Annotated in this window: 26 protein-coding genes and 1 tRNA gene; 14 read left to right on the top strand and 13 right to left on the bottom strand. The window is 56.9% G+C overall.

Translation table 11 applies throughout. The features are described 5' to 3' along the window. Window positions 1–84: 84 nt before the first annotated feature. From RBB76_RS08485 to RBB76_RS08470, 4 genes are all read left to right on the top strand, one after another. Window positions 85–1,176, top strand: coding sequence for a VWA domain-containing protein (locus RBB76_RS08485; RefSeq protein WP_429627851.1), 1,092 nt, complete (start codon window positions 85–87; stop codon window positions 1,174–1,176). A gap of 156 nt (window positions 1,177–1,332) precedes the next feature. Further along, window positions 1,333–2,643: an adenylosuccinate synthase gene (locus RBB76_RS08480; RefSeq protein ID WP_429627852.1), complete on the top strand. Its 1,311-nt coding sequence runs from the start codon at window positions 1,333–1,335 to the stop codon at window positions 2,641–2,643. A gap of 12 nt (window positions 2,644–2,655) precedes the next feature. After that, window positions 2,656–2,943, top strand: a complete 288-nt coding sequence (locus RBB76_RS08475) for a putative quinol monooxygenase (protein ID WP_429627853.1) — start codon at window positions 2,656–2,658, stop codon at window positions 2,941–2,943. Window positions 2,944–3,091: 148 nt separating this feature from the next. Continuing rightward, window positions 3,092–3,634, top strand: coding sequence for a nuclear transport factor 2 family protein (locus RBB76_RS08470; RefSeq protein WP_429627854.1), 543 nt, complete (start codon window positions 3,092–3,094; stop codon window positions 3,632–3,634). Window positions 3,635–4,134: 500 nt separating this feature from the next. On the opposite strand, the gene RBB76_RS08465 is transcribed toward RBB76_RS08470, so the two are convergent. Next, on the bottom strand, window positions 4,135–4,806 hold the full coding sequence (locus RBB76_RS08465) for an HIT family protein (protein ID WP_429627855.1): 672 nt from the start codon (window positions 4,804–4,806) through the stop codon (window positions 4,135–4,137). 334 nt (window positions 4,807–5,140) lie between these two features. On the opposite strand from RBB76_RS08465, the gene RBB76_RS08460 reads away from it, so the two are divergent. After that, entirely contained in the window at window positions 5,141–7,150 is a 2,010-nt protein-coding gene (locus RBB76_RS08460) for a 30S ribosomal protein S1 (RefSeq protein ID WP_429627856.1), read from the top strand. A 101-nt stretch (window positions 7,151–7,251) separates the two neighbouring features. Here the strand turns inward: RBB76_RS08460 and RBB76_RS08455 are convergent, their stop codons facing one another. From RBB76_RS08455 to infC, 5 genes are all read right to left on the bottom strand, one after another. Beyond that, entirely contained in the window at window positions 7,252–8,130 is an 879-nt protein-coding gene (locus RBB76_RS08455; protein WP_433963542.1) for a hypothetical protein, read from the bottom strand. 129 nt (window positions 8,131–8,259) lie between these two features. Then, window positions 8,260–8,436, bottom strand: coding sequence for a hypothetical protein (locus RBB76_RS08450; protein ID WP_429627859.1), 177 nt, complete (start codon window positions 8,434–8,436; stop codon window positions 8,260–8,262). A 66-nt stretch (window positions 8,437–8,502) separates the two neighbouring features. Then, complete coding sequence (locus RBB76_RS08445) at window positions 8,503–8,679, bottom strand: hypothetical protein (protein WP_429627860.1); 177 nt, start codon at window positions 8,677–8,679, stop codon at window positions 8,503–8,505. 67 nt (window positions 8,680–8,746) lie between these two features. Continuing rightward, window positions 8,747–8,923: a hypothetical protein gene (locus tag RBB76_RS08440; RefSeq protein ID WP_429627861.1), complete on the bottom strand. Its 177-nt coding sequence runs from the start codon at window positions 8,921–8,923 to the stop codon at window positions 8,747–8,749. Between the two features lie 482 nt (window positions 8,924–9,405). Next, the gene (gene infC, locus RBB76_RS08435) at window positions 9,406–10,095 is read right to left on the bottom strand and encodes a translation initiation factor IF-3 (RefSeq protein WP_429627863.1); all 690 of its coding nucleotides are present in this window, start codon (window positions 10,093–10,095) and stop codon (window positions 9,406–9,408) included. 176 nt (window positions 10,096–10,271) lie between these two features. On the opposite strand from infC, the gene RBB76_RS08430 reads away from it, so the two are divergent. Further along, a complete protein-coding gene (locus RBB76_RS08430; RefSeq protein WP_429627864.1) occupies window positions 10,272–10,889 on the top strand; it encodes a response regulator in 618 nt (205 codons plus the stop codon). Window positions 10,890–10,918: 29 nt separating this feature from the next. Here the strand turns inward: RBB76_RS08430 and RBB76_RS08425 are convergent, their stop codons facing one another. Further along, on the bottom strand, window positions 10,919–11,176 hold the full coding sequence (locus tag RBB76_RS08425; RefSeq protein ID WP_429627865.1) for a hypothetical protein: 258 nt from the start codon (window positions 11,174–11,176) through the stop codon (window positions 10,919–10,921). A gap of 236 nt (window positions 11,177–11,412) precedes the next feature. Between RBB76_RS08425 and RBB76_RS08420 the strand changes: the two genes are divergently transcribed. From RBB76_RS08420 to RBB76_RS08410, 3 genes are all read left to right on the top strand, one after another. Next, window positions 11,413–11,499 (top strand) — tRNA-Leu (locus RBB76_RS08420). Window positions 11,500–11,622: 123 nt separating this feature from the next. Continuing rightward, the gene (trpC, locus tag RBB76_RS08415) at window positions 11,623–12,426 is read left to right on the top strand and encodes an indole-3-glycerol phosphate synthase TrpC (protein ID WP_429627866.1); all 804 of its coding nucleotides are present in this window, start codon (window positions 11,623–11,625) and stop codon (window positions 12,424–12,426) included. Window positions 12,427–12,456: 30 nt separating this feature from the next. Next, the gene (locus RBB76_RS08410) at window positions 12,457–13,140 is read left to right on the top strand and encodes a phosphoribosylanthranilate isomerase (RefSeq protein WP_429627867.1); all 684 of its coding nucleotides are present in this window, start codon (window positions 12,457–12,459) and stop codon (window positions 13,138–13,140) included. Window positions 13,141–13,514: 374 nt separating this feature from the next. Here the strand turns inward: RBB76_RS08410 and RBB76_RS08405 are convergent, their stop codons facing one another. Further along, window positions 13,515–15,623, bottom strand: a complete 2,109-nt coding sequence (locus tag RBB76_RS08405; RefSeq protein ID WP_429627868.1) for a prolyl oligopeptidase family serine peptidase — start codon at window positions 15,621–15,623, stop codon at window positions 13,515–13,517. A 60-nt stretch (window positions 15,624–15,683) separates the two neighbouring features. Between RBB76_RS08405 and RBB76_RS08400 the strand changes: the two genes are divergently transcribed. From RBB76_RS08400 to RBB76_RS08390, 3 genes are all read left to right on the top strand, one after another. Further along, complete coding sequence (locus RBB76_RS08400; protein ID WP_429627869.1) at window positions 15,684–15,977, top strand: hypothetical protein; 294 nt, start codon at window positions 15,684–15,686, stop codon at window positions 15,975–15,977. A gap of 9 nt (window positions 15,978–15,986) precedes the next feature. Next, a complete protein-coding gene (locus RBB76_RS08395; RefSeq protein ID WP_429627870.1) occupies window positions 15,987–16,997 on the top strand; it encodes a VWA domain-containing protein in 1,011 nt (336 codons plus the stop codon). 167 nt (window positions 16,998–17,164) lie between these two features. Beyond that, window positions 17,165–18,982: a diguanylate cyclase gene (locus RBB76_RS08390; protein WP_429627871.1), complete on the top strand. Its 1,818-nt coding sequence runs from the start codon at window positions 17,165–17,167 to the stop codon at window positions 18,980–18,982. Window positions 18,983–19,464: 482 nt separating this feature from the next. On the opposite strand, the gene RBB76_RS08385 is transcribed toward RBB76_RS08390, so the two are convergent. The 4 genes from RBB76_RS08385 to RBB76_RS08370 form a co-directional block, all read right to left on the bottom strand. Further along, complete coding sequence (locus RBB76_RS08385; RefSeq protein ID WP_429627872.1) at window positions 19,465–19,857, bottom strand: LysM peptidoglycan-binding domain-containing protein; 393 nt, start codon at window positions 19,855–19,857, stop codon at window positions 19,465–19,467. A gap of 109 nt (window positions 19,858–19,966) precedes the next feature. Continuing rightward, window positions 19,967–20,374: a YidB family protein gene (locus tag RBB76_RS08380; RefSeq protein WP_429627874.1), complete on the bottom strand. Its 408-nt coding sequence runs from the start codon at window positions 20,372–20,374 to the stop codon at window positions 19,967–19,969. Window positions 20,375–20,492: 118 nt separating this feature from the next. After that, entirely contained in the window at window positions 20,493–21,560 is a 1,068-nt protein-coding gene (locus RBB76_RS08375) for a cobalamin-independent methionine synthase II family protein (RefSeq protein WP_429627875.1), read from the bottom strand. A 64-nt stretch (window positions 21,561–21,624) separates the two neighbouring features. Continuing rightward, window positions 21,625–22,107, bottom strand: a complete 483-nt coding sequence (locus RBB76_RS08370) for a hypothetical protein (RefSeq protein ID WP_429627876.1) — start codon at window positions 22,105–22,107, stop codon at window positions 21,625–21,627. Window positions 22,108–22,175: 68 nt separating this feature from the next. Between RBB76_RS08370 and RBB76_RS08365 the strand changes: the two genes are divergently transcribed. Next, window positions 22,176–22,580 (top strand): RidA family protein, encoded by a 405-nt coding sequence (locus RBB76_RS08365; protein WP_429627877.1) that lies wholly within the window; start codon window positions 22,176–22,178, stop codon window positions 22,578–22,580. A gap of 53 nt (window positions 22,581–22,633) precedes the next feature. Beyond that, window positions 22,634–23,044, top strand: coding sequence for a peptide-methionine (R)-S-oxide reductase MsrB (msrB, locus tag RBB76_RS08360; RefSeq protein WP_429627878.1), 411 nt, complete (start codon window positions 22,634–22,636; stop codon window positions 23,042–23,044). 77 nt (window positions 23,045–23,121) lie between these two features. On the opposite strand, the gene rpmB is transcribed toward msrB, so the two are convergent. Further along, entirely contained in the window at window positions 23,122–23,310 is a 189-nt protein-coding gene (rpmB, locus tag RBB76_RS08355; protein WP_429627879.1) for a 50S ribosomal protein L28, read from the bottom strand. Window positions 23,311–23,335 lie beyond the last annotated feature (25 nt).

Genomic DNA, 23,335 nt, shown 5'->3' with positions numbered 1-23,335 from the left:
AGAGTGGAGACGCGTCAAATGGCAGGTCGAGCTCGTAGAAGCTAGCTAGCTCATTGATGTTGCGATAAAGACCTCGAGGTGAGTATGGGTACGCAGAGTCGGGCCACGCTGTTTCTACTGTGTTTTTTGGGATTTTCTGCCTCGGCATTCGCGCAACATTCGGTGCAGGCGCCACCGCAGGACCAGGTACCCGGGAACGTCACGCCGCTTTCAGATGCGCAGGATTCTCACCTTGTGCTGGACGTTGTGGTGGCAGACCGTTCTGGAAAACCCCGCACCGGCCTGACTCAAAACGATTTTGTTGTGCGTGACAATGGGCAGCCGCAAAAGATCCTGTCGTTTCGCGCGGTTGACGGAGTCGCTGAGCCGCCGGTCAAGATCATCCTCCTTGTGGACGAGGTCAATACGACCTTTAGCCACGTCGCGTATGAGCGTGACCAATTGAGAAAGTTTCTGATGCAGAACGGCGGACAGCTGACGCATCCGGTATCCCTTGGCTTCTTCACCGACACGATGGGAACCGAGCTGCAGCCCAATTCCTCGACCGATGGGAAGGCTTTGCTGGCGTCGTTCGATGACCATGAGACCAAACTGAGAACGATCAGGCGTTCGACGGGCTTCTACGGTGCGGAAGAGCGGTTCAGTCTTTCGCAGAAGAATCTGGGAATGCTTGCTGCCGCCGAGGCGAAGTTGCCAGGGAGGAAGCTTGTGATCTGGATTAGTCCGGGCTGGCCGATTCTGAGCGGACCAAACATTACGCTCACTTCGAAAGAGGAACAGGGGCTGTTTTCGTCGATTGTGTGGCTGGCCAACGCGCTTCGTCAGGCTCGAATTACGCTCTATAGCGTCGATCCGCTTGGAGTGGAGGACGCGGCTACGACTCGACTGAACTACTACGAGGAGTTTTTGAAGCCGGTAGCGGCCGCGAGGAATGTGCAGGCGGGCAATCTGGCGTTGCAGGTGCTTGCCAGGCAGAGCGGTGGTCAGGCCCTGAACTCCAGCAACGACATTACGGAGCAGGTCAATCGCTGCGTGGCGGATGCCGACGCGTTCTACACGCTCACCTTAGATCAGGCGCCGTCAGACCGGCCAAATGAGCTGCACTCTTTGGATGTGAAGGTGGAAACGCCTGGACTGACAGCCAGGACACGGAACCTGTACTACGGGCAGCCTTGAGATCCTTTGTTCAGACCCGATTTGGTTGATGACGCGCGCTTTGCCGGGTGCCGAACGCCGAAGCCACGTGACGCTATATGATAGATGTATGTGTGCATTCGCCTGGTGCGGTGCGCGTCTTCCGGCCAACAACCATCCTTGGAGAACACATTCGTCGTGAATCAACGCAAATCAGCGGTTATTTTGGGTGCCCAGTGGGGCGATGAGGGCAAAGGCAAGATTGTGGACGTACTGTCGGAGAAGTTCTCCGTCGTTGCCCGCTATGCAGGCGGCCACAATGCCGGCCACACGGTTATCATCAAAGGCAAAAAGTTTGTGCTGCAGCTGATTCCATGCGGTGTTTTGCGCCCGGAGTGCAAGGGCGTCATCGGCAATGGAGTTGTGCTGGACCCGATGGCGTTTTTGAATGAGGTGAAGAAGCTGAAGGATGCCGGCCTGCCGGTGGATGGGCAGCTCTTCGTTTCCAATCGCGCGCAGGTAATTCTGCCGTATCACCGGATGATCGAGCTGGCTGCGGAGAATGCGCCGGGGCGGACGAAGATTGGAACGACCAGCCGCGGCATAGGGCCGGCCTACGAAGACAAGATGCATCGCAGTGGGTTGCGTGTGGTGGATCTGCTGAACTCGGCGCTGTTGCGGACGCACATCGAGAATGCCTGCCACGAGAAGAACACGATCGCTCACGCTCTGTTTGGCACCGAGCCTCTGGACCCGAAGACGATGTACGAGGAGTACTCTCGTGCGGCGGAGCAGATCGCGCCATTTGTGACCGATACGGCGGTGATGCTGAACCACGCGATCGACAACGGCGAAAAGGTGATGTTCGAAGGCGCGCAGGGTGCGTTGCTGGATATCGACCACGGAACCTATCCCTTCGTGACGTCTTCGTCTTCGACAGCGGGTGGTGCGGTGACCGGTACTGGAGTTGGTCCGACCAGGATCGGAACGGTGATTGGAGTGACCAAGGCCTATGTGACGCGAGTGGGCGAAGGGCCTTTCCCGACCGAGATTCACGATTCGACCAGCGATCTGTTGCGGGCCCGTGGGCAGGAATATGGCGCAGTCACAGGGCGTCCGCGACGTTGCGGCTGGCTCGATCTTCCTCTGCTGCGCTACAGCAACATGATCAACGGGACCGAGTGGCTCGTAGTTACGAAGATGGATGTGATGGACGAATGCGCCGAGATTCCCGTCTGTACCGGGTACAAGGTCAACGGCAAGCTGACCGACCTGATCCCCGCGGATATGCCAGGGTACAACGCGATCGAGCCGGTCTACACGAAGTTGAAGGGCTGGAGCAGTTCGACCGAGGGAATTACGGAGTTCGACAAGCTGCCGCAGTTGGCTCAGGATTATCTGAAATTTATTGAGCAGGAGTCCGGCGCAAAGATTGGAATGGTCTCCACAGGCCCAGACCGAGACCAGACGATGACGCTGCCTGCATTTGAAGATGCGTTGAAGGCGTAGAAAAGGCGGATTATGCTCAGTTTTAGCGTGCGAATGACCTTCGACCAATCGGACCGTGACGAGATTACCGAGATCCTGTGCCACCTGACCGCCGCTTCCAGGAAGGAGCCGGGATGCGCGAGTTATATTCCTCATCTGGTCGAAGGGGAGGCCTGTACTGTTCTAATCTACGAACAGTATGTTGACGACGCGGCGTTGGAGCATCATAGAGGGACACCGCATTTTCATCAGTACGCGGTTGGAGGTCTGTACCAGAAGATGAAAGATCGTCAGGTCGAGAATCTGACGGCTGTTTGTTAAGACTTTCTTTGAGGCTCTTTGCGCCGTCTGATCGTATATGTGTGAAAGACGTGCGTACGACTTAAGTAGTTTTGACTCAATGCGGTAAATGGATCTACCATCCGGTACGCTTATGGGCTTGTGTCGTCGTCCAATTCGTAGGTCGCTGATGGGCACTGCCGTGTTGCTTGCGGTTGTCGTAGTGGGATGGCCTGCGCCGATCGCGTTTGCTCTTCATATGCAGCCGCTGCATGAAAAAAAACATGACGCCAAACGGCAGGTGGAAGCGCTTGAGGAAGAGTGGCGGCAGGCCCAACTCGCGGGCGACGTCGCCGCCATGGACAAGCTCCTCTCCGACGATTACATCGGTATTTCGGTGACCGGACAGGTCAACACCAAGATGCAACAACTGGACCGCATGCGGTCTCACAAGTTCGTGCTGACTAAGCTTGAGCTGGGCGAGATGCAGGTGAAGCTGGTCGGTTCCATCGCAATTGTTACCTCTCGTGCCGAGGTAGAAGGAAATAATGAAGGTGTGCCGGTTCAGGGGACCTTCCGCTACACACGCGTCTATCAAAGGCTGCCTTCAGGAGCTTGGAAGATCACCAGCTTCGAAGCAACGCGGGTGCCGGGATCGAGGGAGTCGGGTAATCGCGATACATCCGGGCCCAAGGCAGCCACCAGCACGCCTATCACCGGGCCGTCGTTGTAACCAACCTATACGAATCAACAATTTTTCAGGTAGTTTCATGAAAAGACCCTGCTCAAGGGCAGGGTCTATCATTTGCGCGACTTCGTGACGGCTGATGGCTGTCCTCAGGCGATTTTGGGTGCGCCGACTGTGGGCAGCTTCACTTGCTGCGAGACGGACTCGGGCGAGAGAGAGCTTGCCGCTGGACGAGGCAGATTGAGTGCCAGCAGTCTACGGTACAGGGAGCGGGTCGCGCCGGTCAGGCGTGCATCCTCCGATTCGTGAGGAAACAGGGAGAGATATTGGCGAGTCGATGCTGCTGGTTTACGAGCTGGAACCGGAATGAGGTAAGGACGACGATCTGATACGGGCGCACTGCCACTTGCCCGCGAAACGACGGTGCTAGATCGTAAGGATGCTGGAAAGGTCTGCGAGAAGCTTGACATGGGGCCCTCGAAAGACTAAAGACGATGCCTTTGTCTACTCCAAGGTTGGATGAAGAGCGAGAAGTATTAGTTGTATCAATTTTCGAATACTGCTCGAAGCTTCTCCCATGTCACGTCGAGCGCTTCGGGAAGTACGCGAGTCTCCGCAATCACGGTCATGAAGTTCGTATCTCCGCTCCAACGTGGCAATGCGTGAACGTGCATGTGGTCGGCAATGCCGGCACCCGCAGCCTCCCCGAGGTTGAGGCCCATATTGATCCCTCCCGGACGATAAACCTCGCGAAGAGCCAACTCTGAGCGTTGGGCGAGAGTCATCAGCTCATGGGCAACGTCAACGGGAAGCGCGGCAAGTGAATCGAGGTGCTGATAGGGCAGAAGCAACAGGTGTCCGGTGGAGTAGGGAAAGGCGTTGAGGCAGATAAAGCAGTGCTGCCCCCGGTGAACGATGTGGGCGGCCTTTTCAGCGACCTCTCTCTCGGTTCCATGATCGATGGCGTAGTCGACTGCGGCGATCATATTGCAGAAGACGCAGTGCTTGTCCTCGGCTTCGGTGGGAGGCCACGCGCTGAGGGCGGCAGGAACCCCGCTTTTAGCCTGAGGATCCGAGCGGGTGATGTAGCTGTAGCGCCAAGGCGTCCAGAGGCGATCCATTCGGCGAGTATAGCGCGGCTCCGGAGGGAGTTTGGACAGTCCGAAGCGATCGAGTTGGAGGTCCAGCCAGTGATCAGGTCGGTTCTCCGGCGACATTTTGCATACTTCGGAGGCTGGTCTGCATCAAAGTATGTACGATCCATGAAAATTTTGTCCGCCCACGAGCATGACATGGTGATGAAAATGCAGGCGCCAAGGCCAGCTTTTGTTGACGTACCGTATGCAACGTTCTATGCTTTACGAGTGAGCTATTGCGTGTGGGACCCAAGTGCAATAGCTCCCCTGCAAGGCCTGATTCCTTCCATCCTGCCGAAGCTGTCGCGGGGATAGAGAAAGCAGCTGGCGTTTCCTCTCGGATTCGCTGATTGCTCCCGCCCAAAGCGCCGCTCTAGAGGAAGAAATCTCTTGGATCCCGGAGTCCGCATTCACCATGGTAGAAAACCATAATCCTGACCACAACGAGAGCAAACCCCTGACCACCGAAACGGAAGTCCTAGCGCCCGAAGCGACAGCGGCTCACACAGACCTGTCTTCTGAATCCACCTCAACCCAACAGCATGAGACCGCCCACGACGCGTCAAGTGTAGCTGCACAGCATGTTGCACCCGCTGTCGCCGCTCACCAGATTGCAGACCACGGAACCGTAGCCACGGTGACCGCTGCAGCCGACGAGTCTGACGATGATTTGAACTACGACGCTGCTGACTTTGCTGCCGCCCTTGCGAACTTTGATCGCGAGCAAGCTGCCGAGTCCGCCGCTGCCCAGAACCTGACCGCAGAAGAGGTCATTGTTACCGGCACCGTCGTCAAGATCACCGACAAGCATGTTGTTGTCGACATCGGGCTCAAGTCTGAAGGTCTCATTCCTCTGGAGCAAGTTCTGGACATCAATGGTGTCTCGAAGTTCCAGACAGGTGACACTGTTGAAGTTGTTGTGGAGCGCGAGGAAGCCGAAGGCGGATACCTGGTCAGCTATGACAAGGCTCTCCGTCACAAGGTTTGGGACAAGCTCGAGGCAGCGGCGAACGATAAGACCCCTGTCAAAGGCATGGTTCTCAGCCGCGTCAAGGGTGGTCTCACCGTCGATATCGGCATCAAGGCGTTCCTGCCTGGTTCGCAGGTCGAAGTCCGTCCCGTCCGCAATCTGGACGGCTACATCGGCACCGAGATCGAAGTTCGTGTCATCAAGCTCAACAAGAAGCGTGGCAACGTCGTCATCAGCCGCAAAGAGCTTCTTGAAGAAGACCAGAACGCGAAGAAGTCTGTCACTCTCGCCACCCTGGAAGAGGGCAGCGTTCTCACCGGCACCGTGAAGAACCTCACCGACTACGGCGCATTCGTCGATATGGGTGGCCTCGATGGCCTGCTCCACATCACCGACATGAGCTGGGGCCGTCTCACCCATCCCCGCGACCTCGTCAACGTTGGCGACGAGATCCAGGTCAAGGTGTTGAAGTTCGACAAGGATAAACAGCGCGTTTCGCTTGGCTTCAAGCAGCTGACGCCTGACCCGTGGCTCGACGCAACCGAGCGTTACCCGATCGGTGCGCAGGTTCGCGGCCGCGTTCTGTCGGTCACCGACTACGGCGCGTTCGTTGAGCTGGAGCAGGGAATCGAAGGTCTCGTTCACGTCTCTGAGATGACCTGGTCCAAGCGGATGAAGCATCCGTCGAAGATGGTCAAGCCCGGCGACGAGGTCGACACAATCATCCTCAGCGTCAATCCGAACGACCGCCGCATCTCGCTCGGCATGAAGCAGCTGCAGGACAATCCCTGGGAGCAGCTCGAAGATAAGTACCCGACGGGTGCCATCATCGAGGGTCGCGTTCGCAACCTCACCGACTTCGGTGCCTTCATCGAGATCGAAGACGGCATTGACGGCCTCGTCCACGTCTCGAACCTGAGCTGGACCAAGCGCATCAAGCATCCTTCGGAGGTCCTGAAGAAGGGCGAGAAGGTTCGCGCGATCGTTCTGGGCGTTGAGCCTGAGAACCGCCGCCTGTCGCTTGGCGTCAAGCAGCTTCAGCCGGATGTCTGGGATACGTTCTTCGCTCAGCACCGCGTTGGCGATGTCATCAAGGGCAAGATCCTGCGTACCGCTCAGTTTGGAGCCTTCGTTGAAATTGCTGAAGGAGTCGAGGGCCTGTGCCACGTCTCCGAGGCGATCGATGCAGAAGGTAAGCCAGTCTCGATGGATGTGGACTCGGAGCACGAGTTCAAGATCGTCAAGATGAACCAGGAAGAGAAGAAGGTTGGTCTCAGCATCCGTGCAGTCGGCGAAGAAGCCAGCCGCGCAGAGGTCGAGAGCTACAAGGAGCGCGAGAAGTCGCCTAAGGGCAACAACTCCGGTTCGTCTTCCTCTTCATCCTCGGGCAACAGCAGCAGCACCACGCTGGGCGACCTGATCAACTGGAAGCGTTCCGAATCTGAGCGCGACTAAGCTCGAAACAGACAAACAGTAAAAGGGCCATCCCGCTTTGGGATGGCCCTTTTACTTGGTGGATTTTGTGTCCTTCGGAAGGACCGGTTGATGTCGTCGCTCTAAGCCGAGAGAGAATGCGCGGGTGCCGAGGCCTCGATTGCTCCTACAGCCATCTTTGCGGAGGCACGGCGCATGACCTCTAACTCAGCCGGTGCGAAAAGCTCCGGTGGGATTCCGCCGACTGCCACATGTCCAGGATCGTCGCCAAGAGCCATGGAGATCTGGTTCCAGCGAAGAAATGGCGATGTAGTCGGCAGGGTGATGATGCGGCGCTTCGGCTCAGGAAAGGCAAAGTAAGCCGACCACGTGAGCAGGGTTAATCCGACAACCAATCCGTTGACGAAGCTAATCGTGGAATACATGTTTGGGCTGTGTGCAAGCCAAGCGGAATCGATCAGACTCGCGGTCGCCATCATTCCAAGACCCAGGCTGACACCGAAGATCCGGCTGCGATAGGAGAGTCCCATGGGCCGAATCGCAAAACATACAAACAGAAGCAGACATAGCGTAAGAATGCTTGATGTTTGTTGAAGCTGCGTAATCATGGCAACCATGAAGTTGATTCCTGAGAGGTGCGGCGTGACTGCGACACCAATTGCCACTGCAACAGAGATTGCTGCGACCCAGCGGAATATCAGCATTCCCAGCGTCTGCAGCCCTTGGAGAGGAGCCATCGCCAGCTTGAAAATGCTATAAATCACAAGAAGGGAGAGGATCGCTTCCAGAGCATATCCTGTCCAATAGGCATAAAAATAAATCTGGTACGCTATATGCCTTTCAATTGTGTGCCGGCTTAGATAAATCAGCGGCAGGCAGATAGCAGAGCATGCGAGTCGAACGCAAAGCAGGGCCACGAGAAAACCGAAATTACGGACCGTTTTGCTGCGTATAAGGAAGAAAAGGAGCATGCCGCAAAGAACTGGCTCGAGATATTCCATGTGCCCGGTCAAACTCGTTATAAAGCTAGTCATGAGCGCCGTCCTGTTATGACTAGGTCAGGCTAGCGTATTCCCGGGGTCGAGACAAGATATTAATTGCGCCAATCTGCAATAAATTGCCGAATGTAATCAGCGAGTTCCCATTCCGCAGGCGTTGGGGTCGTTCGGCGCACAGCTGGGGATCGGCAACATGCTGACCCGGGTGGCAGCGACCTTGCTTTTCGCAGCGGCGCTTGAGGTTTGGGTAGTGGCTGCTGCGCCGGTTAGGACGAGGACGGCGACGAAAGCGCGAACGATGTTCTTCATATCTGGGACCCCTGATCTTGTAATCTATTGATTCTTATTGAGATTTCTTTACTTTCGGCCTGAGATTTAGCGCGTACCCATACCGCAGGCGTTTGGGTCGTTTGGTGCGCAGCTGGGGATCGGCAACATGCTGACGCGGCTTGCGACGATCTTGTTCTTGGCAGTGGCATTGGAGGTCTGGGTGGTGGCGGCGACACCGGTGAGGACGAGAACGACAACGAAAGCGCGAACGATGTTTTTCATAGCTGGATTCTCCTGGGTCTTATAACTTATTGATTTGTATTGAGATTTAGTCGGATTCTACCTGTGTTTAGCGGGTACCCATACCGCAGGCATTAGGATCATTCGGCGCGCAGCTTGGGATCGGCAGCATGCTGACGCGGCTTGCGACAATCTTGTTCTTGGGGGTGGCAGTGGAGGTTTGAGTGGTGGCGGCGACACCGGTGAGGACGAGAACGACGACAAATGCGCGAACGATATGTTTCATAACGAGATTCCCCCAAAGTTGTATTTATGTAAAAAGATTTCTCTGGACAAACCAGATGATGTAACAATAGGATACAAACTGAACTAAGTCTAATGTAATCAGTGATATACAGAAGTATGAAACAGTTTGTGTTACTAAAGTAACGTATCTACTCGCGCAAATGGGTGATGGCGCGGGTCAAGATTCGAAAACCTGACATTAATTCAGACGACGCCAGCCTTCGCGAAGACGCGCTTCCTTACGTGCAGCTTTGCCCGATGCGTAAGAGTTGGACTCTTCAACCTGAGGTTATTCCGATGATTAAGGGTATCTGGGTAGCGCCGGCTGAAGGCCCGCGCGTAGATCTCTCCCCCAAAATAGCCAGCGAGACAGGGGAACATCATGGGCGAAAGATCGCCGCTCTGATTCCTGGCTCGCATCTTTGTGTAGAAATGTTTTGCGCACCCACTTCAGCCTAAAAATGAGGCGAAATGGGTGCTTTATCAGGCTTGAGCTGGCGTGGGAACTGCAGGCTCTGTGGGTTTGGTCCCGGCGGCCGGAGTCGCTGACGAAGCAGCTTTTTTGGGAGCTACCTCTACCTTTTTCGATGGCGCCAAAATCGCGTGAAGCGTCGTGCCTTCCATGCGGGGCATGAACTCGACCAGACCAGCGTCGCCGATATCGAGGATGAGACGGTTGATAATCTTGTAACCGAGATCGCGATGGGCCATCTGGCGGCCTTTGAATCGCAACGACGCCTTGACCTTATCGCCTTCTCCCAGGAAGCGGACTGCCTGGTTCTTTTTGGTCTGGTAGTCGTGCTCGTCGACCGTCACAGAGAATTTGACCTCTTTGATGACGATGACCTTTTGCTTCTTCCGGGCAGCGCGCTCGCTCTTGTCCTTCTCGTAAAGATACTTGCCGTAGTCCTGAATCTTGCAGACGGGGGGAACGGCGTTGGGGGAGATCTCTACCAGGTCGAGGGAGCGTTCCCGGGCCATCTTGAGAGCGTCAAAGGGGGCCATGACGCCGAGCTGTTCGCCATTTTCGTCGATGACGCGAATCTCGCGGGCGCGGATGCGTTCGTTTGTGCGGATAAAAGACTTGGCGGAACGTTTATCAATCGGTGGAATAAGTCGCCTCCACAGCAGGTTCTTCTCACCCGCTATGCGTTGTTTAGGGTTTAGATGCAAATCTCGGAAAAGGTTGCACCGCAACGTGAAGTATACCACCTCACACATGAAGTTCCCGAAGCCAGCGACGCGGATTTGGTCCCAGCGAGCGAGTCTCCGTTGCCCGGTCGACGGCCAACTTTGGAATCGACCCTCCAATCATGTATGTTTGCTCCGAAGCATCAGAAAGGAACCGAATGAGACGCCGTATTCTTTTGGTCGATGATGAAGTGCCCGTCCTGCTGACACTGAAGGCCGTTTTGGAGATCAGCGGCTTTGATGTGGATACTGCCGCCTCAGCACGCGAGGGCGTCTCGAAGCTGCACACCCGCGAGTATCAAATGTTGATCACCGATATGCGCATGGAGCACGACGTCGCCGGCGTCGAGGTCATCAAAGCGGCGCGTGCGGCAGACTACCATCCGGCGATCGCACTACTGACAGCCTTCCCCGTGGCCGAAGAAGACTGGCAGGAGATGGGCGCGGACAAACTCCTGGTCAAGCCCATGCACACTCGCATCCTCCTCCAGCAGATCGAAGATCTCATCGCCTCACACGAGAGAAAACTGGCCGCGCTCGGCTTGCCGACTACCGCCGCGAAGGCGCCAGCTAAGACCGCCGCGAAGAAGAAAGCTGTAGTCAAGAAAGCCGTCGTCAAGAAGGCGGTCGTCAAGAAGGCAGCCAAACGGACGCTGACCAAGAAGCTGGCACCCACAAAGACGGCCGTCAAGAAGAAACCTGTCGCAAAGAAAGCTATCGCAAAAAAAGTGACGAAGACAGCTGTCAAGTCTAAGCCGGCACGCCGCCGCACTTAGTCCCGACCAACAATCACCGCGCTCTCCAACTAGTGTGAGGAATGTTCTTTAATGTAATTGCGCAGGGATTGATTCAGCTTCATCGCTTTTTCCACGCCGCCATCGAGCATGCGCAGCCACTCCGACGCAGGCTCCTTCAGATCTGCCGTGCCGAGTAGATAACTCGTCTGCACGATGACCTCGAGCGCATTGCTCAGGTCGTGAGCAATTTTGCGCATCTCGACCGAGATGTCTTCAGGAATTCTGTCTACGTTCGCACCTGGTGAGGAGATCTTCAGTTCGTCCATGATAAGAGTGTCAGCCCTTCTTTCGGGTCCAGAAGCGCTTCCTTGGGGATAAGACTCGCAATCTCGATCCAGTGTTCCCAGCTTAGATGCACAAAGACCTCCTCACATAGTATTCCTGTTCAGCCAAATGGAATTCGCCGCGACCTGCGCGCATTGACATCGGCCTCTGCGTTTGTAAAACTAAAAGCTCGCGGTTAGCGTGTTCCGGCCATTCCAGGCGGAGCGAATGACACCGTGCCGTAGTGGCGGAATTGGCAGACGCGCATGGTTCAGGTCCATGTACTCGCAAGGGTGTGGGGGTTCGAGTCCCCCCTTCGGCACCAAAGTTTCAATCTCGATCGCACGCAGGCAGTTTGTAGCTGCCAACAGCGATCGGGTGCGGGTTAAACCCCAAAGAAGCGCAAGAAACCCTAGAAACCCACAGACACGCAAGAGACAAAGGGACTATGCCCACTCAACTCGACCAGATTCTTGCGCACACGCTTCTCGAGGTAACGGCTCGTAAAGCGGTCGCGGACTTCGGTCTGCTCGAGAGCATGGCTGCCGCCCACACCCCGCGCGGCTTTCGTGCCGGCCTTCAGGCCGCGGCGAAGAGCGGGCCTGCGATCATCGCCGAGATCAAAAAAGCTTCTCCCTCAAAGGGCCTCATTCGCAGCGACTTTCATCCCGCCACCCTCGCGAAGACGTTCGAGGCCTCAGGCGCCGCCGCTCTCTCCATCCTCACCGACGAGGAGTTCTTCCAGGGCTCGCTCGCTTATCTACAGCAGGCCTCCGCAGTCGTGAAAATCCCCTGCCTCCGCAAGGACTTCATCCTCGATCCGTTCCAGATCCTCGAAGCCCGCGCCTACGGGGCCGATGCGATTCTGCTCATCGTCTCCGCGCACACCGATAAAGCGCTCAGCGACCTGCGCGACGAAGCGAACTCGCGGGGGCTCGACGTTCTCTGCGAAACGCACAACCGCGAAGAGATGGAGCGCGCCATCGCACTGGGCTTCGATCTGATCGGCGTCAACAGCCGCGATCTGCGCACCTTTTCCGTACGCACCGAAGTCTTCTTCGAGCTCGCCGCATCGACGCCGAAAGAAATCGTCACCGTGGCCGAGAGCGGCATACGCACTGCCGAGGATATCGCCAGGTTGCAAGAGGCCGGATACGATGCCTTCCTCATCGGCGAGACACTGATGCGGCAACCCGACCCTGCGGCTGCGCTTGCCACCCTTCTGGATCGCGAGTACTCCTCCGACATCTAATTCGCAAGCCTGCTGGCGGCCGACAATATCATGTGGATTAAAATTTGCGCCAATACGAATCTTGACGACGCAAAGCTTGCCGCCGAACTCGGCGCCGATGCGCTTGGCTTCGTCTTTGCGCCCAGCCCACGCCGTGTCACCTCCGCAGAGGTCGCAAAGATCACACCGCATCTTCCAGCGAACGTCGAACGCGTAGGCGTCTTCCAGTCGCTCGATGCCTACGAGATCGCTCGCGCCTCCCACGAAGCTGGCCTCACCGCAGTTCAGCTTCATAGCGGTGTCGACTTCGCACTTCTACAGCGCCTGCATAAACTTTTCGCCGGAGACGTCTCGCTGATCCAGACCATTCACTGGCAGGTTGATGACGACGGAGCGAACGCCGCCATCGTAGCCGGACACCTGCGAAGGATCGCCGCAGACGGTTTCGTGGATCGCGTCCTGATCGATTCGAAGGTAGGAACGGCGCTGGGAGGCACTGGCATCTCCTTCGATTGGGACGCAGCGCGAACAACCCTGACTGAAGTCGCACCTGACCTTAAACTGATCGTCGCAGGCGGCCTCCGCCCAGAGAACGTAGCAGAGGCAGTACAGAGACTCAATCCCTGGGGAGTAGATGTCGCAAGTGGTGTGGAGTCTGAACCAGGCCGCAAGAGTCCCGAAAAGCTGGCTGCATTTATCAGGAAGGCGCGGGAGTCGAAGGTCGATTCGATCTGAGCTCAGCCGCTAACGCGAGAGCTTAGGCGTGGTGTCCAGACGAATGCTCGATGTGAGCCTTCGGAGCGCGGTCGTGAATCATCTGCGGACGCTGGTGTGCACCCGTTGTCCTTGGCCGTGCCGAAGCCAAAGCAGGAGTAAGGGCAAGAAGCAGTGCGATAAAGATTTTCGGTTTCATGAGGCAACCTTTCTACGCATATATAGGACGCGTAGAAACCGCTTCCGGATTCATATTTCCACCGCGGATCAACACCAGAAGCAGAGTCTATGAACATACAACGAATGCGGAATCACCCCCAGTGTCGCAGCAAAACAACAGGGCTCGCGTGAACTTCGTAGAAAGGGTGCCTGCGGCTTTATTGCGCAACTGGTTATTAGTCTTGCGGCGTCCCTGCCTTCAACTCCCTCACTAGAAACGCGTACTGATCAACAGTGGCTTCAATCCTCTTGCTGAGCGGCATCCCCGCACCATGTCCGGCCCGAGTCTCCACGCGGATCAGGATCGGATTTGTGCCGCTTTGTGCGGCCTGCAGAGCTGCCGTGTACTTGAAGCTGTGCGCAGGGTAAACGCGATCGTCGTGATCGCCTGTCGTGATCAGTGTCGGAGGGTACACGGTGCCAGCATGAATATTGTGTAACGGTGAGTACTTGTAGATCGCAGTGAACTCCTCTGCATTCTCCGACGGCGAACCGTACTCCTCCTTCCACGCCCATCCGATCGTGAACTTATCGAAGCGCAGCATGTCCATCACGCCCACCTGCGCAACGACTGCGCCGAAGAGATCCGGTCGTTGCAGCTCACATGCTGCGACCAGAAGACCGCCGTTGCTTCCTCCGGAGATAGCAAGCTTTTTTGGCGAGGTGTACTTGTTTGCGATCAACCATTCAGCTGCCGCGATGAAGTCGTCGAAGACGTTCTGCTTCTTCAAGCGAGTTCCTGCTTCGTGCCAGGCCTCGCCGTACTCTCCTCCGCCGCGCAGGCTGGGTTGCGCGTAGATGCCGCCCATCTCCATCCACATCACGTGCGCAGAAGAAAACTCCGGCAGCAGTGGCACGTTGAAGCCGCCATACGCATAGAGTAGAGTCGCCGCCGAACCATCGAGAACAAGACCCTTCTTGTGGCTTACAAACATGGGGACGCGCGTGCCGTCTTTGCTGTTGTAGAAGATCTGCGTCGTCTCGTAGAGCGCGGGATCGAACAACAACTTCGGTTGCCGAAACAAAGTCGACTGCCGCGTCTTCATGTTAAGCCGATAGATCGTGCCCGGCGTCGTGAAGTTGGTGAACTGGTAGAAGGTCTCAGTATCTTCGCGCAGCCCACCGAAACCATAGGCCGTACCAATCGCCGGCAGCTTCAGCCTCTCGATCAACTGCCCATCAAGACTGTGAAGCTCGATCAAGCTCTGCGCATCCGCAAGATAGCTGGCGATGAATGTGTTGTCGATGATCGAGATATCGCTCAACTTATTTTTGCTCTCGGGGATAACGGTCTTCCAGTGTTCGCGCTCGGGATGATTTAGATCGATTGAAATGACCTTGCCGTTGGGCGCGTCGAGTGTCGTAAGAAACCAGAAAAGACTGCCGTCATTGTTGATGGGAGAGTAGGTCGCGTCGGCAGTAGGGATCAATCGTACGATTGGCGATTCAGATTTCTGAAGATCCTTGACGGCGATCTCATTGTTGGGGCTGGTTCCCTTCGATTGATACAGCACCAGGTATCGTCCATCGTCGGTTACATTTGCGCCCAGGTTCAGTTCCTTGTCGTCCGGCCGATCGAAGATAAGCTTGTCTTCGCTTTGCGGCGTGCCGAGCTTGTGAAAGAAGACCTTGTGAAAGTAGTTTGCTGCCTTCAGCGCTTCGGCTTCGGGCGCGTCGTAGCCCTGATAGAAGAAGCCGCTGCCATCCTTCAGCCACGCGGCACCGCTGAACTTCGACCACTCCACGATATCGGGGAGATCCTTGCCGGACGCAACGTCGCGCACATGCCACTTCACCCAATCGCTGCCCGCATCGGCGATTGAGTACGCTGCCAGCGATCCATCGTCGGTGATGCTGAGGCCGCTAATCGCAACCGTGCCATCTGCCGAGAAGGTGTTTGGATCGAGCAGCACCTTCGGCTCGCCCTCAAGCCCCTCCTGCCAGTAGATGACGTTCTGATTCTGCAACCCGCTGTTGTGCGAGTAGAAATACCTGGTGCCACGCCGCGCGGGAGCCGTGTACCGCTCGAAGTTGATCAGCTCCATCAGCCGCTTCTGCATTGCTTCGCGAGAAGGAACCTCAGCAAGGTAGCTTTGTGTCAGCTCGTTTTCGGCGTCGACCCATGTCTTCAACCCTGCCGAATCGACATCCTCCATCCAACGGTACGGATCGTTGACCGTAGTGCCGAAGTAATCATCCGTCTGCTCGACTTTACGAGCGGCCGGATAGGTGAGAGCTGAGGTCGTTTTAGGGGAGAGCGGTGCAACAGCGGAGATCATAGTCATCAGGGCAACTTTCGGGTCACATTGGCGGACATAACGTCTCGCCGCCGGACTATAGCTTAGATGAGTGAACGCGAAGTAAGTCGCGCACCAGGCGATATTGTGTCTGTGTCGCCAACAAAATGGGAAAGCTTGCCCTCTTCACCTTGGGAAGCGAAAATAAAGTTGCGAAACGTGGCACATTTTTCAGCGTTCAAAAAGTTACGGTTAAAACACCACGCCAGCCACACCATTCACCATATCGTCACCACAATTTCACCATCGCAAAACACCCCAAAACTCAAAAATCCCCTTACAAAACCATATCTTCACCACGAATATTTTTTTCTGGCGGAGCTCCAAATTCCATCCGGTTAGACTTGAAGGATGCGGACCCTTCTCCCCGTCCTCCTGTTCTGCGCCACCCTGCCAGTGCTGGCCCAGACTCCCTCAGCGACGGACGATCAGAGCTACACCCTCAAAACCCAATCAAACGTCGTCCTCGTGCCCACCACCGTCCAGACCAAACACGGCGAAATGATCTACGAACTCAAACCAGAACAGTTTGTTGTAGAAGACAACGGCGTTCCGCAGAACGTCCACGTCGACGAAGACACTGACTCCCTCGGCCTCTCTCTTGTGGTGGTCGTTCAATGCAGTCGTTCCGCCGGCTACGAATATCCCAAGCTGGGCGGCCTCGGGGCGATGATCGACGGCATTGCAGGGGACGCCCCACGTGAGGTTGCCATTGTCACTTACGGCTCCGCGCCTCTTCTGCTGGGCAAGTTCTCCAACAGCGTCGACGCCATGGCACGTGCGCTCGCGCAGCTCGAGCCCTGCGACGATCCCGACGCCTCAACGCTCGATGCCGTTGCCTATGCGACCAGGCTGCTCGAAGCACGCCAGAACCACTTTCGCCACGCGATCCTGCTGATTAGTGAGACCCGCGACCACGGCAGTACGGCCAAACCGGTAGAGGTTGTTGCGGCGCTGGGGCGAACGAACACTGTTGTCGACTCCGTCGCATTTGGCCCAGGAAAGACGGAGGTGATGAGCGATCTGAAGTACGGCGGAGGAAGCGGACCCATTGGCCTGCTGGTAATGGCAGTGAACGCTCTGAAGAAGAACGCGGCGCACGAGCTGGCTGCGCTATCGGGCGGCGAATACATCAACTTCACCACGCAAAAAGGCTTCGACGAGGGTCTCCACCAACTCTCGAATCATGTGCATAACTATTATCTGTTGAGCTTTCAGCCCCATGCAGAGGCGAACGGAGAGCCTGCGTCAGGTATGCACAGGATACGCGTGCGTATTCCGGATTATCCTGATGCGCGGGTTCGCTTTCGCGAAAGTTACTTCGCCGGCGAGTTGGATTCCGCGGCGGCAAACGTCAACTGAAGGGCGACCGTGCTGGGAGAGGGGCGCTGAGATATATTCGTTGGTCGGTGCCACTTTCAGGAAGGGAGAATCTCAGGAGTCAGAGGCCAGGCGATAAAGCAGATCGTCGTGTTTGCCGATGAAGTGACTTCAGGCTGGCTATGGTTATTGGTTCTCGGGATGAGACCGTGGATGACCGCTTACCGTCCCTTCGGCGTCTTGCGATAGCCGCGCTTGCGTTGGTGTGTCTGGGATTTGCTGCGTTTCTGCTGAACGTGCGTAGCTGGGATAACGGCGGGGTTACGATTCTATGGCCCTCGAACGGTCTTCTTTTGGGGATATTGTTGTGCAGTCGGCGGAGACATTGGCCGGCCTACTTCGCGGTAGGTTTTGCCGTCGATCTTGGGATCAATGTCGCGATGGGATTTGCGCCCGGGATCTCCGGTTATCTTGCCGGCTGCAATATGGTTGAGGTTGGCATTGCAGCCGCGTTGATGTACCGGACGGTCTCGCCGAATCCGGATCTGACCGAACGCAAGCAACTGATAAGCCTGCTGCTCTACGGTGTCGTACTTGCACCGGCGATCGCGTCGGTACTGGCTCAGCTGAGCACGTCAAACCTCTATCTGGTGCCGAGATTTGCTGCAGCCAGGCACTGGTTTGTGGCCGATGCACTTGGTATGGCGGTGATGACGCCGCTTTACCTGTCGTTTCAGAGGCGGGAGCAGTTTCCTGGCCGATCCCGGCTTGAGGTTACTGGGCTCCTGGCGTTGCTGGTCGTTGTCACGGTTGGAATCTTCTGGCAGACACGGTTTCCTCTCCTGTTCCTTCTTCTTCCGGTGCTGCTGCTGCTTGGCATTCGTCTGCGACTGGCGGGATCTGCGCTTGGGCTGTTGATTGTGTCCATCATTGGCGGCTATTTGACCATTCGAGGCCGCGGCCCCGCGTCGCTGATACGCTCGGGTTCCACCGCAACTCATGACCTTGTTCTGCAGGTCTTCGTTGCGTTCTCGATGCTGGTGCTTTATGTCGGCGATGTTGTGATTACTGAGCGTGAGCGGCTGCAGATCGATTTGAAGGCCAGCGAGACGTTGTTTCGTCTTCTGGCCGAGGCATCGAACGATGTCATCGTTCTGTCATATCTTTCCGGCGAGCGGCGGTATGTTTCACCGGCCGTGACTACGGTGTTGGGTTGGGAGCCGCAGGAGTTAGTGGGCCCCGGCGGTCGGCAGATCGTCCATCCCGATGACGCCGGGGCGGTGGAGGCTTTGATGAGGGCCTGTCGTGAGGGCAAGCCGGTGGAGACTTTGACCTATCGGTGCCTGAGGAAGGATGGGGGCTATGTTTGGATGGAGGCTAACCTGCGGCTCTATCACGACGAGAGGACTGGGGAGCCGATCGGTTTCGTCAACGTGGTTCGGGACGTTTCGGGGCGGAAGGCTGCGGAAGAGGAGCTGAATCGCACTTTCCGGCTGGTAGAGAACCTGGCGATGGTAGATGGTTTGACCGGGATCGCTAACCGGCGGCGGTTCGAAGAAAAGATGGATGAGGAGTGGCGGAGGGCGATGCGGGATGGATCCCTGCTCTCTGTTCTGATGATCGATGTCGATCACTTCAAACCTTACAACGATATCTATGGGCACGTGCTGGGGGATGGCTGTCTGCGCCAGATCGCGGTGGCGGCACAGCGGGTGATTCATCGGTCTTCGGACCTGTTCGCTCGATATGGCGGCGAGGAGTTTGTGGCGGTGCTGCCGAATACCGACAGTGGCGGAGCTCAACTGGTTGCCGAACAGATTCGCCTGGCGGTGGAGATTCTTGGCCTGCCACATTCCGGTAATCCGCATGGAGTAGTAACGGTGAGCATCGGGTGTGCTACCCAGGCTCTCGGGCATGACGCTGTCTCGACAGTACTGGTGGAGGCTGCAGATCAGGCGCTCTATCAGGCGAAGTCTGCCGGTCGGAACCGGGTTGAGGTGGCTGCGGCTTCTACTATTCTCGGCTGATCGACCCTCCCCCCTCCCCCCTGGGGGTATTTTGCGCGTAAGATTTTTATAATCAGTAGCTTGGCGACAGGTAGTGCCTGTAAAATATTGATTCTTATTGGGTTAGCTGCAAAATATTACAAATAAAAGGGTTATGTCGTTAAGGTAAAAGCCCCGGATTGTTCCGGGGCTGATTTTTGTGTTGTATTCATTATAGTTGGCGGGACATAACTCATACGCCACGCGAATCTCCAGCGTTGGCGCGGGTTTTGGTTGTGTTGGGGCTTGACAGGTTTTTGATCTTGCTCGGGTCGAGGTGACGGCAAGGACAGACGCCTTCCAAGACGAAATACGGGGTCTCGCCACTTCGCGGTTCACGATGAGACCGTGAACCGCTTCGGTCGAGATGACGATTCGTTGATGGTGCGGAATGTCCGGACAAGTGCGCTGGACTGAGGTGGCTCGTATCTGCGCAAGGGCCCTGGGCCGAGGGTTACCGAGGGTTAGGTGATGACGGGAAGTTGGAGGGTGGTGCCGACGGAGACTTTGTTGGGGTCGGCGATGTTGTTGGCTTTGGCGATCTCGGGGTACTTGTTGGCGTTGGCGTAGAAGAGCAGGCTGATGGCTGAGAGGGTGTCGCCGGATTTGACGGTGTAGGCCTGGGTGTCGCCGCCGGTGTTGGCGATCTCGTGGTGGAGGTCGGAGTAGGTGGGGTCGGCTTTCTTGATGGCGTCCCAGACGCGCTCGAGGATGACGCGGGAAGGAACGGTGCCTTTGATGTGGAGTTGTTCTCCGTCGAGATCGACCGCGTCGAGGGTGGCGCCGTAGGGGGCGAACTTCTGCAGGGCATCAATGACACCGGCGTACTTTTGCTTCAAAGCGTTGAGATCTGCCATGGCGTAGCTCTCCTTTGTCAGTTTGACTGACTGTTGTGTGATGCAATTTGGAGGGAGAACGCGGGGGCCCGTGCGCTCTTTGGAGGTCAAACCCGCGATTGCTGGCGGGCTAGACGAATTTGCTGAGAAGCTGCTGCGCCATGCTGCCCATGGAGCTGGTCGGGGTGGCCTGCCCGTTGGGGGCGAAGTGCTGGATGACCATTGGCAGGACGGTGGCGAGAGCAACCTGAACGACCTGAGGCGAGACGCCGGCTTTTTCTGCGGTTTTTTCGATGAGGCCGGTTCCACCGAGGCCCTGCTGGACCTGCTCGGGAGTGGCTGTGGTGGCCTGACCTGCGCCCCAGTTGTTGACGTGCTCGGCCATTCCATTGTTCTTGAAGGCGTCGAGAACGCCCTGAATGCCTTCAGGATGCTGGGTGAGAGCTTCGATGAAACCCCCAGCAACTTTTGCCTGATCGGTGCCGGCTGCGGCGCCCGTCTGACCGGCGAGCGATTGAATCATGTCCATAATTCCCATGTTGTTCACCTCGCACCCAATATATGACTGATTCCAGGGCAGTGCGACGGGGAAAAGGAAATATTTATCGATTTCTTATGTGACTGAAAAGTCATGTCGTGCGCTTGTTCGAGACGGACTAGGCGATTCCAAGCTCGTGGGAGGCAAGCGCGGTGCCCTCGACGCGGGCCTGGATTTTGCTGAAGGCTGTGTCGCGAGCTGTGGAGGTGTCGTCGGCGAAGGGAGCGAAACCGCAGTCGTCTGTGGTTCCGAGCTGTGCCATGGGGAGGATGGAAGCGGCTTCAAGGACGCGGTCACGCACTTGAACCGGGGTTTCAACCTTCGGATCGATAGGATCGATGACACCGATGAAGATGGTTTGGTCTGGCTGGAGGAGCTGGTTTACGAGTTGAAGCGTTCGTTTTCTGTCGGGTTCGCTTGCCATCTGCAGGTAGAAGCGCCCGACGTTCAACTGGAAGAGGTCCGGCAAGAGCTTCGAGTAGTCGACGTCGGCGCTGTGGGTGGAGTCCTGATCGCCACCGGGGCAGACGTGAACGCCGATGCGAAGGCGTTCCTCTGAGGTAAATCGTTCGAGCACCTGATTGTTGATGGCGATGAAGCTGCGCAGTAAGCCGGCTGAGGGGTCGAGTTTGAGAGAGAGCCTGGCTTCGGTGAAGTCGATCTGGACGGAGTCGGCACCGGCCTGGAGGGCTCCACGGATGTCGGCGGCGGCTTCGTCGATGAGGTCGGCGAGAAACTCTTCGCGCGGATAGCAAGGTATGCCAGTTGATGGATAGAGCAGGCTGAGGGCAGAGGCGGAGATGACGGCCTGTTTGATGGGGGAGCGGGTGTAAGGGCGAGCTGCTTTGAGGTAGCTGGCGGCGTGCACGCCGTAGCGGAAGGGACCTGCTGTGAGGCGAGGCAGCTGGCGGACGTGCCCGTCGGCGAAGGGGATTTCGACTCCGTCTGGAGCGAGGTTGGTGAGCCCGGCGAGGGGATAGGTTGCGAAGCTGGGCTTGGTCTGTTCGCCGTCGGTGATGATGGGGGAGCCGGTTTGTTCAAACCGCTGGATCGTGTCTCGGAGTGCGCCGGCGTTGGCTTCTTCGAGCGCCTCGTTGCTTACTTTTTTATTGTGGAAGGCGATGATGGTTTCGATGAGTGCAGCTGGACGGGGGATGCTGCCGATGGGTTCAGTGGGGATCGCCATACGGGGGAGCATATCGTTTTGACGTTCGAGGGAATATCCATCAATAGATTGATCTTGATGTTTTCTAGCGGCGGGAGTCCCAGGTGATGCAGTTCTTGGTGGGGTCGGTGGTGTTGAGCGCCTGGCAGCTGGCGACGCTGGTGACTTGAGGGGTTTTGCCGCCGAAGGTTGTCAGCTTGGGCGGTCCGAGCACGCCGAGGGTGGGGGCGTCCCACGAGGTTGCGGTGAGAGTGCCGTGTTTGAAGGTGAAGACCAGCGGCTCGGGGACGGGTTTGTCGCCGGCGGCGTCGTAGGTGAGGGTGACCTGTTTTTTGTCCTGCTTCCAATGGGCGTGCCAGGTCTGGGGGTCTTTGTCATGCCACTTCTGCTGGAGGATGGCGGTGCCGTCGGCGGCGAATTCGATGAGGAGGACGCGATGGACATCCTGGGAGAAGCCGCCGCTGCCGGAGTAGAAGCCGTTCAGCTTGTCGGCATGGAGCGGGTAGGAGAGAGTCGCGAGCAACAGGGCAAAAGTTGTGATGGCGCGGAGGCGAAGAAGAAGGCGCATGGCAGCCATCGTACACAACATAGGCGGACGATTTTCAACGAGTCACGTAACGGGATAGACTTAGCGGCATGAGCGATCAGAAGAAGACTGCAATTTCTACGAAAGAGGCTCCCGCCGCGATTGGGCCCTATTCTCAGGCGGTGCGGGTGGGCGATATGTTGTTTGCGTCAGGGCAGGTGGGGCTTGAGCCGGCTACCGGGCAGATGGTTGCTGGCGGGATTGCGGAGCAGACGGTTCGGGCGCTCGAGAACGTGAAGGCGGTGCTGGCGCAGGCTGGGCTGGATTTGAGCCATGTGGTGAAGACGACTGTGTTTTTGAAGACGATGGGTGACTTTACGGCGATGAACGAGATTTATGCGAAATACCTGGCGCCGGAGGGGGTGGTGGCGCCGGCACGGTCGACGGTGGCGGCGGCTGGGTTGCCGAAGGATGCGCTGGTGGAGATCGAAGTGATCGCCAAGGGCGGGGCATGAAACTTACAGGGCGGCTGGGGATCTAATTGGTTGGACGACAGGAGGTTTGAGTAATGGCCGAAGCGACAAAAGTACAGAAGGTTCATAAGACGGAGGCAGAGTGGCGCGAGCTGCTGACTCCGGAGCAGTTTCATGTAATGCGTGAGGGCGGAACGGAGCGGCCTTTTACCGGGGCGCTGGTGAACAACCATGAGGACGGGGTTTATCACTGCGGGGCGTGTAATGCGCCACTGTTTACCTCGGATAAGAAGTTCGAGTCCGGGAGCGGATGGCCGAGTTTTTGGAATCCGGTTTCGCCGGATGCGATTGTTTCGATTGAAGATAACTCTCTTGGGATGAGGCGGGTCGAGGTGCAGTGCGCGACCTGCGGGGCTCACCTTGGGCATGTTTTCCCGGATGGGCCAAAGCCTACGGGATTGCGGTATTGCATCAATAGCGCATCGCTGGGATTTGAGAAGAAGTAAATCGCGGAGAAAAACAGGAAAAGCCCCAGCCGGCATAGACGCGGCTGGGGCGTTCTGTTTCTGGAGATTGGAGGCGGTTAGCCTTTGACGACTTTGCCGGTCTTGATGCAGCTGGTGCAGACGCGCATGCGCTTGCTCGCGCCGTTGACCTTGGCTTTGACGGGCTGGAGGTTCACGTTCCAACGACGACGGGTCGTGTTGTGGGCGTGAGAGATGTTGTTGCCGAACTGCGGGCCTTTGCCGCAAAGATCACATTTTTGTGCCATGACGAAGTGCTCCAATCCTGAGTCG

The organism is Tunturiibacter psychrotolerans, from assembly GCF_051013365.1.
GTDB lineage: Bacteria > Acidobacteriota > Terriglobia > Terriglobales > Acidobacteriaceae > Edaphobacter > Edaphobacter psychrotolerans_A.
This window is presented reverse-complemented; position numbering and strand designations above follow the sequence as displayed.

Bases quoted from the DNA above. Each gene is read 5' to 3' on its own strand.
- RBB76_RS08485 (WP_429627851.1), top strand. From the start codon at position 85: ATGGGTACGCAGAGTCGGGCCACGCTGTTTCTACTGTGTTTTTTGGGA.
- RBB76_RS08475 (WP_429627853.1), top strand. From the start codon at position 2,656: ATGCTCAGTTTTAGCGTGCGAATGACCTTCGACCAATCGGACCGTGAC.
- RBB76_RS08470 (WP_429627854.1), top strand. From the start codon at position 3,092: ATGGGCACTGCCGTGTTGCTTGCGGTTGTCGTAGTGGGATGGCCTGCG.
- RBB76_RS08465 (WP_429627855.1), bottom strand. From the start codon at position 4,806: ATGTCGCCGGAGAACCGACCTGATCACTGGCTGGACCTCCAACTCGAT.
- RBB76_RS08460 (WP_429627856.1), top strand. From the start codon at position 5,141: ATGGTAGAAAACCATAATCCTGACCACAACGAGAGCAAACCCCTGACC.
- RBB76_RS08455 (WP_433963542.1), bottom strand. From the start codon at position 8,130: ATGGAATATCTCGAGCCAGTTCTTTGCGGCATGCTCCTTTTCTTCCTT.
- RBB76_RS08450 (WP_429627859.1), bottom strand. From the start codon at position 8,436: ATGAAGAACATCGTTCGCGCTTTCGTCGCCGTCCTCGTCCTAACCGGC.
- RBB76_RS08445 (WP_429627860.1), bottom strand. From the start codon at position 8,679: ATGAAAAACATCGTTCGCGCTTTCGTTGTCGTTCTCGTCCTCACCGGT.
- RBB76_RS08440 (WP_429627861.1), bottom strand. From the start codon at position 8,923: ATGAAACATATCGTTCGCGCATTTGTCGTCGTTCTCGTCCTCACCGGT.
- RBB76_RS08430 (WP_429627864.1), top strand. From the start codon at position 10,272: ATGAGACGCCGTATTCTTTTGGTCGATGATGAAGTGCCCGTCCTGCTG.
- RBB76_RS08425 (WP_429627865.1), bottom strand. From the start codon at position 11,176: ATGGACGAACTGAAGATCTCCTCACCAGGTGCGAACGTAGACAGAATT.
- trpC (WP_429627866.1), top strand. From the start codon at position 11,623: ATGCCCACTCAACTCGACCAGATTCTTGCGCACACGCTTCTCGAGGTA.
- RBB76_RS08410 (WP_429627867.1), top strand. From the start codon at position 12,457: ATGTGGATTAAAATTTGCGCCAATACGAATCTTGACGACGCAAAGCTT.
- RBB76_RS08405 (WP_429627868.1), bottom strand. From the start codon at position 15,623: ATGACTATGATCTCCGCTGTTGCACCGCTCTCCCCTAAAACGACCTCA.
- RBB76_RS08400 (WP_429627869.1), top strand. From the start codon at position 15,684: ATGAGTGAACGCGAAGTAAGTCGCGCACCAGGCGATATTGTGTCTGTG.
- RBB76_RS08395 (WP_429627870.1), top strand. From the start codon at position 15,987: ATGCGGACCCTTCTCCCCGTCCTCCTGTTCTGCGCCACCCTGCCAGTG.
- RBB76_RS08385 (WP_429627872.1), bottom strand. From the start codon at position 19,857: ATGGCAGATCTCAACGCTTTGAAGCAAAAGTACGCCGGTGTCATTGAT.
- RBB76_RS08380 (WP_429627874.1), bottom strand. From the start codon at position 20,374: ATGGGAATTATGGACATGATTCAATCGCTCGCCGGTCAGACGGGCGCC.
- RBB76_RS08375 (WP_429627875.1), bottom strand. From the start codon at position 21,560: ATGGCGATCCCCACTGAACCCATCGGCAGCATCCCCCGTCCAGCTGCA.
- RBB76_RS08370 (WP_429627876.1), bottom strand. From the start codon at position 22,107: ATGCGCCTTCTTCTTCGCCTCCGCGCCATCACAACTTTTGCCCTGTTG.
- RBB76_RS08365 (WP_429627877.1), top strand. From the start codon at position 22,176: ATGAGCGATCAGAAGAAGACTGCAATTTCTACGAAAGAGGCTCCCGCC.
- msrB (WP_429627878.1), top strand. From the start codon at position 22,634: ATGGCCGAAGCGACAAAAGTACAGAAGGTTCATAAGACGGAGGCAGAG.
- rpmB (WP_429627879.1), bottom strand. From the start codon at position 23,310: ATGGCACAAAAATGTGATCTTTGCGGCAAAGGCCCGCAGTTCGGCAAC.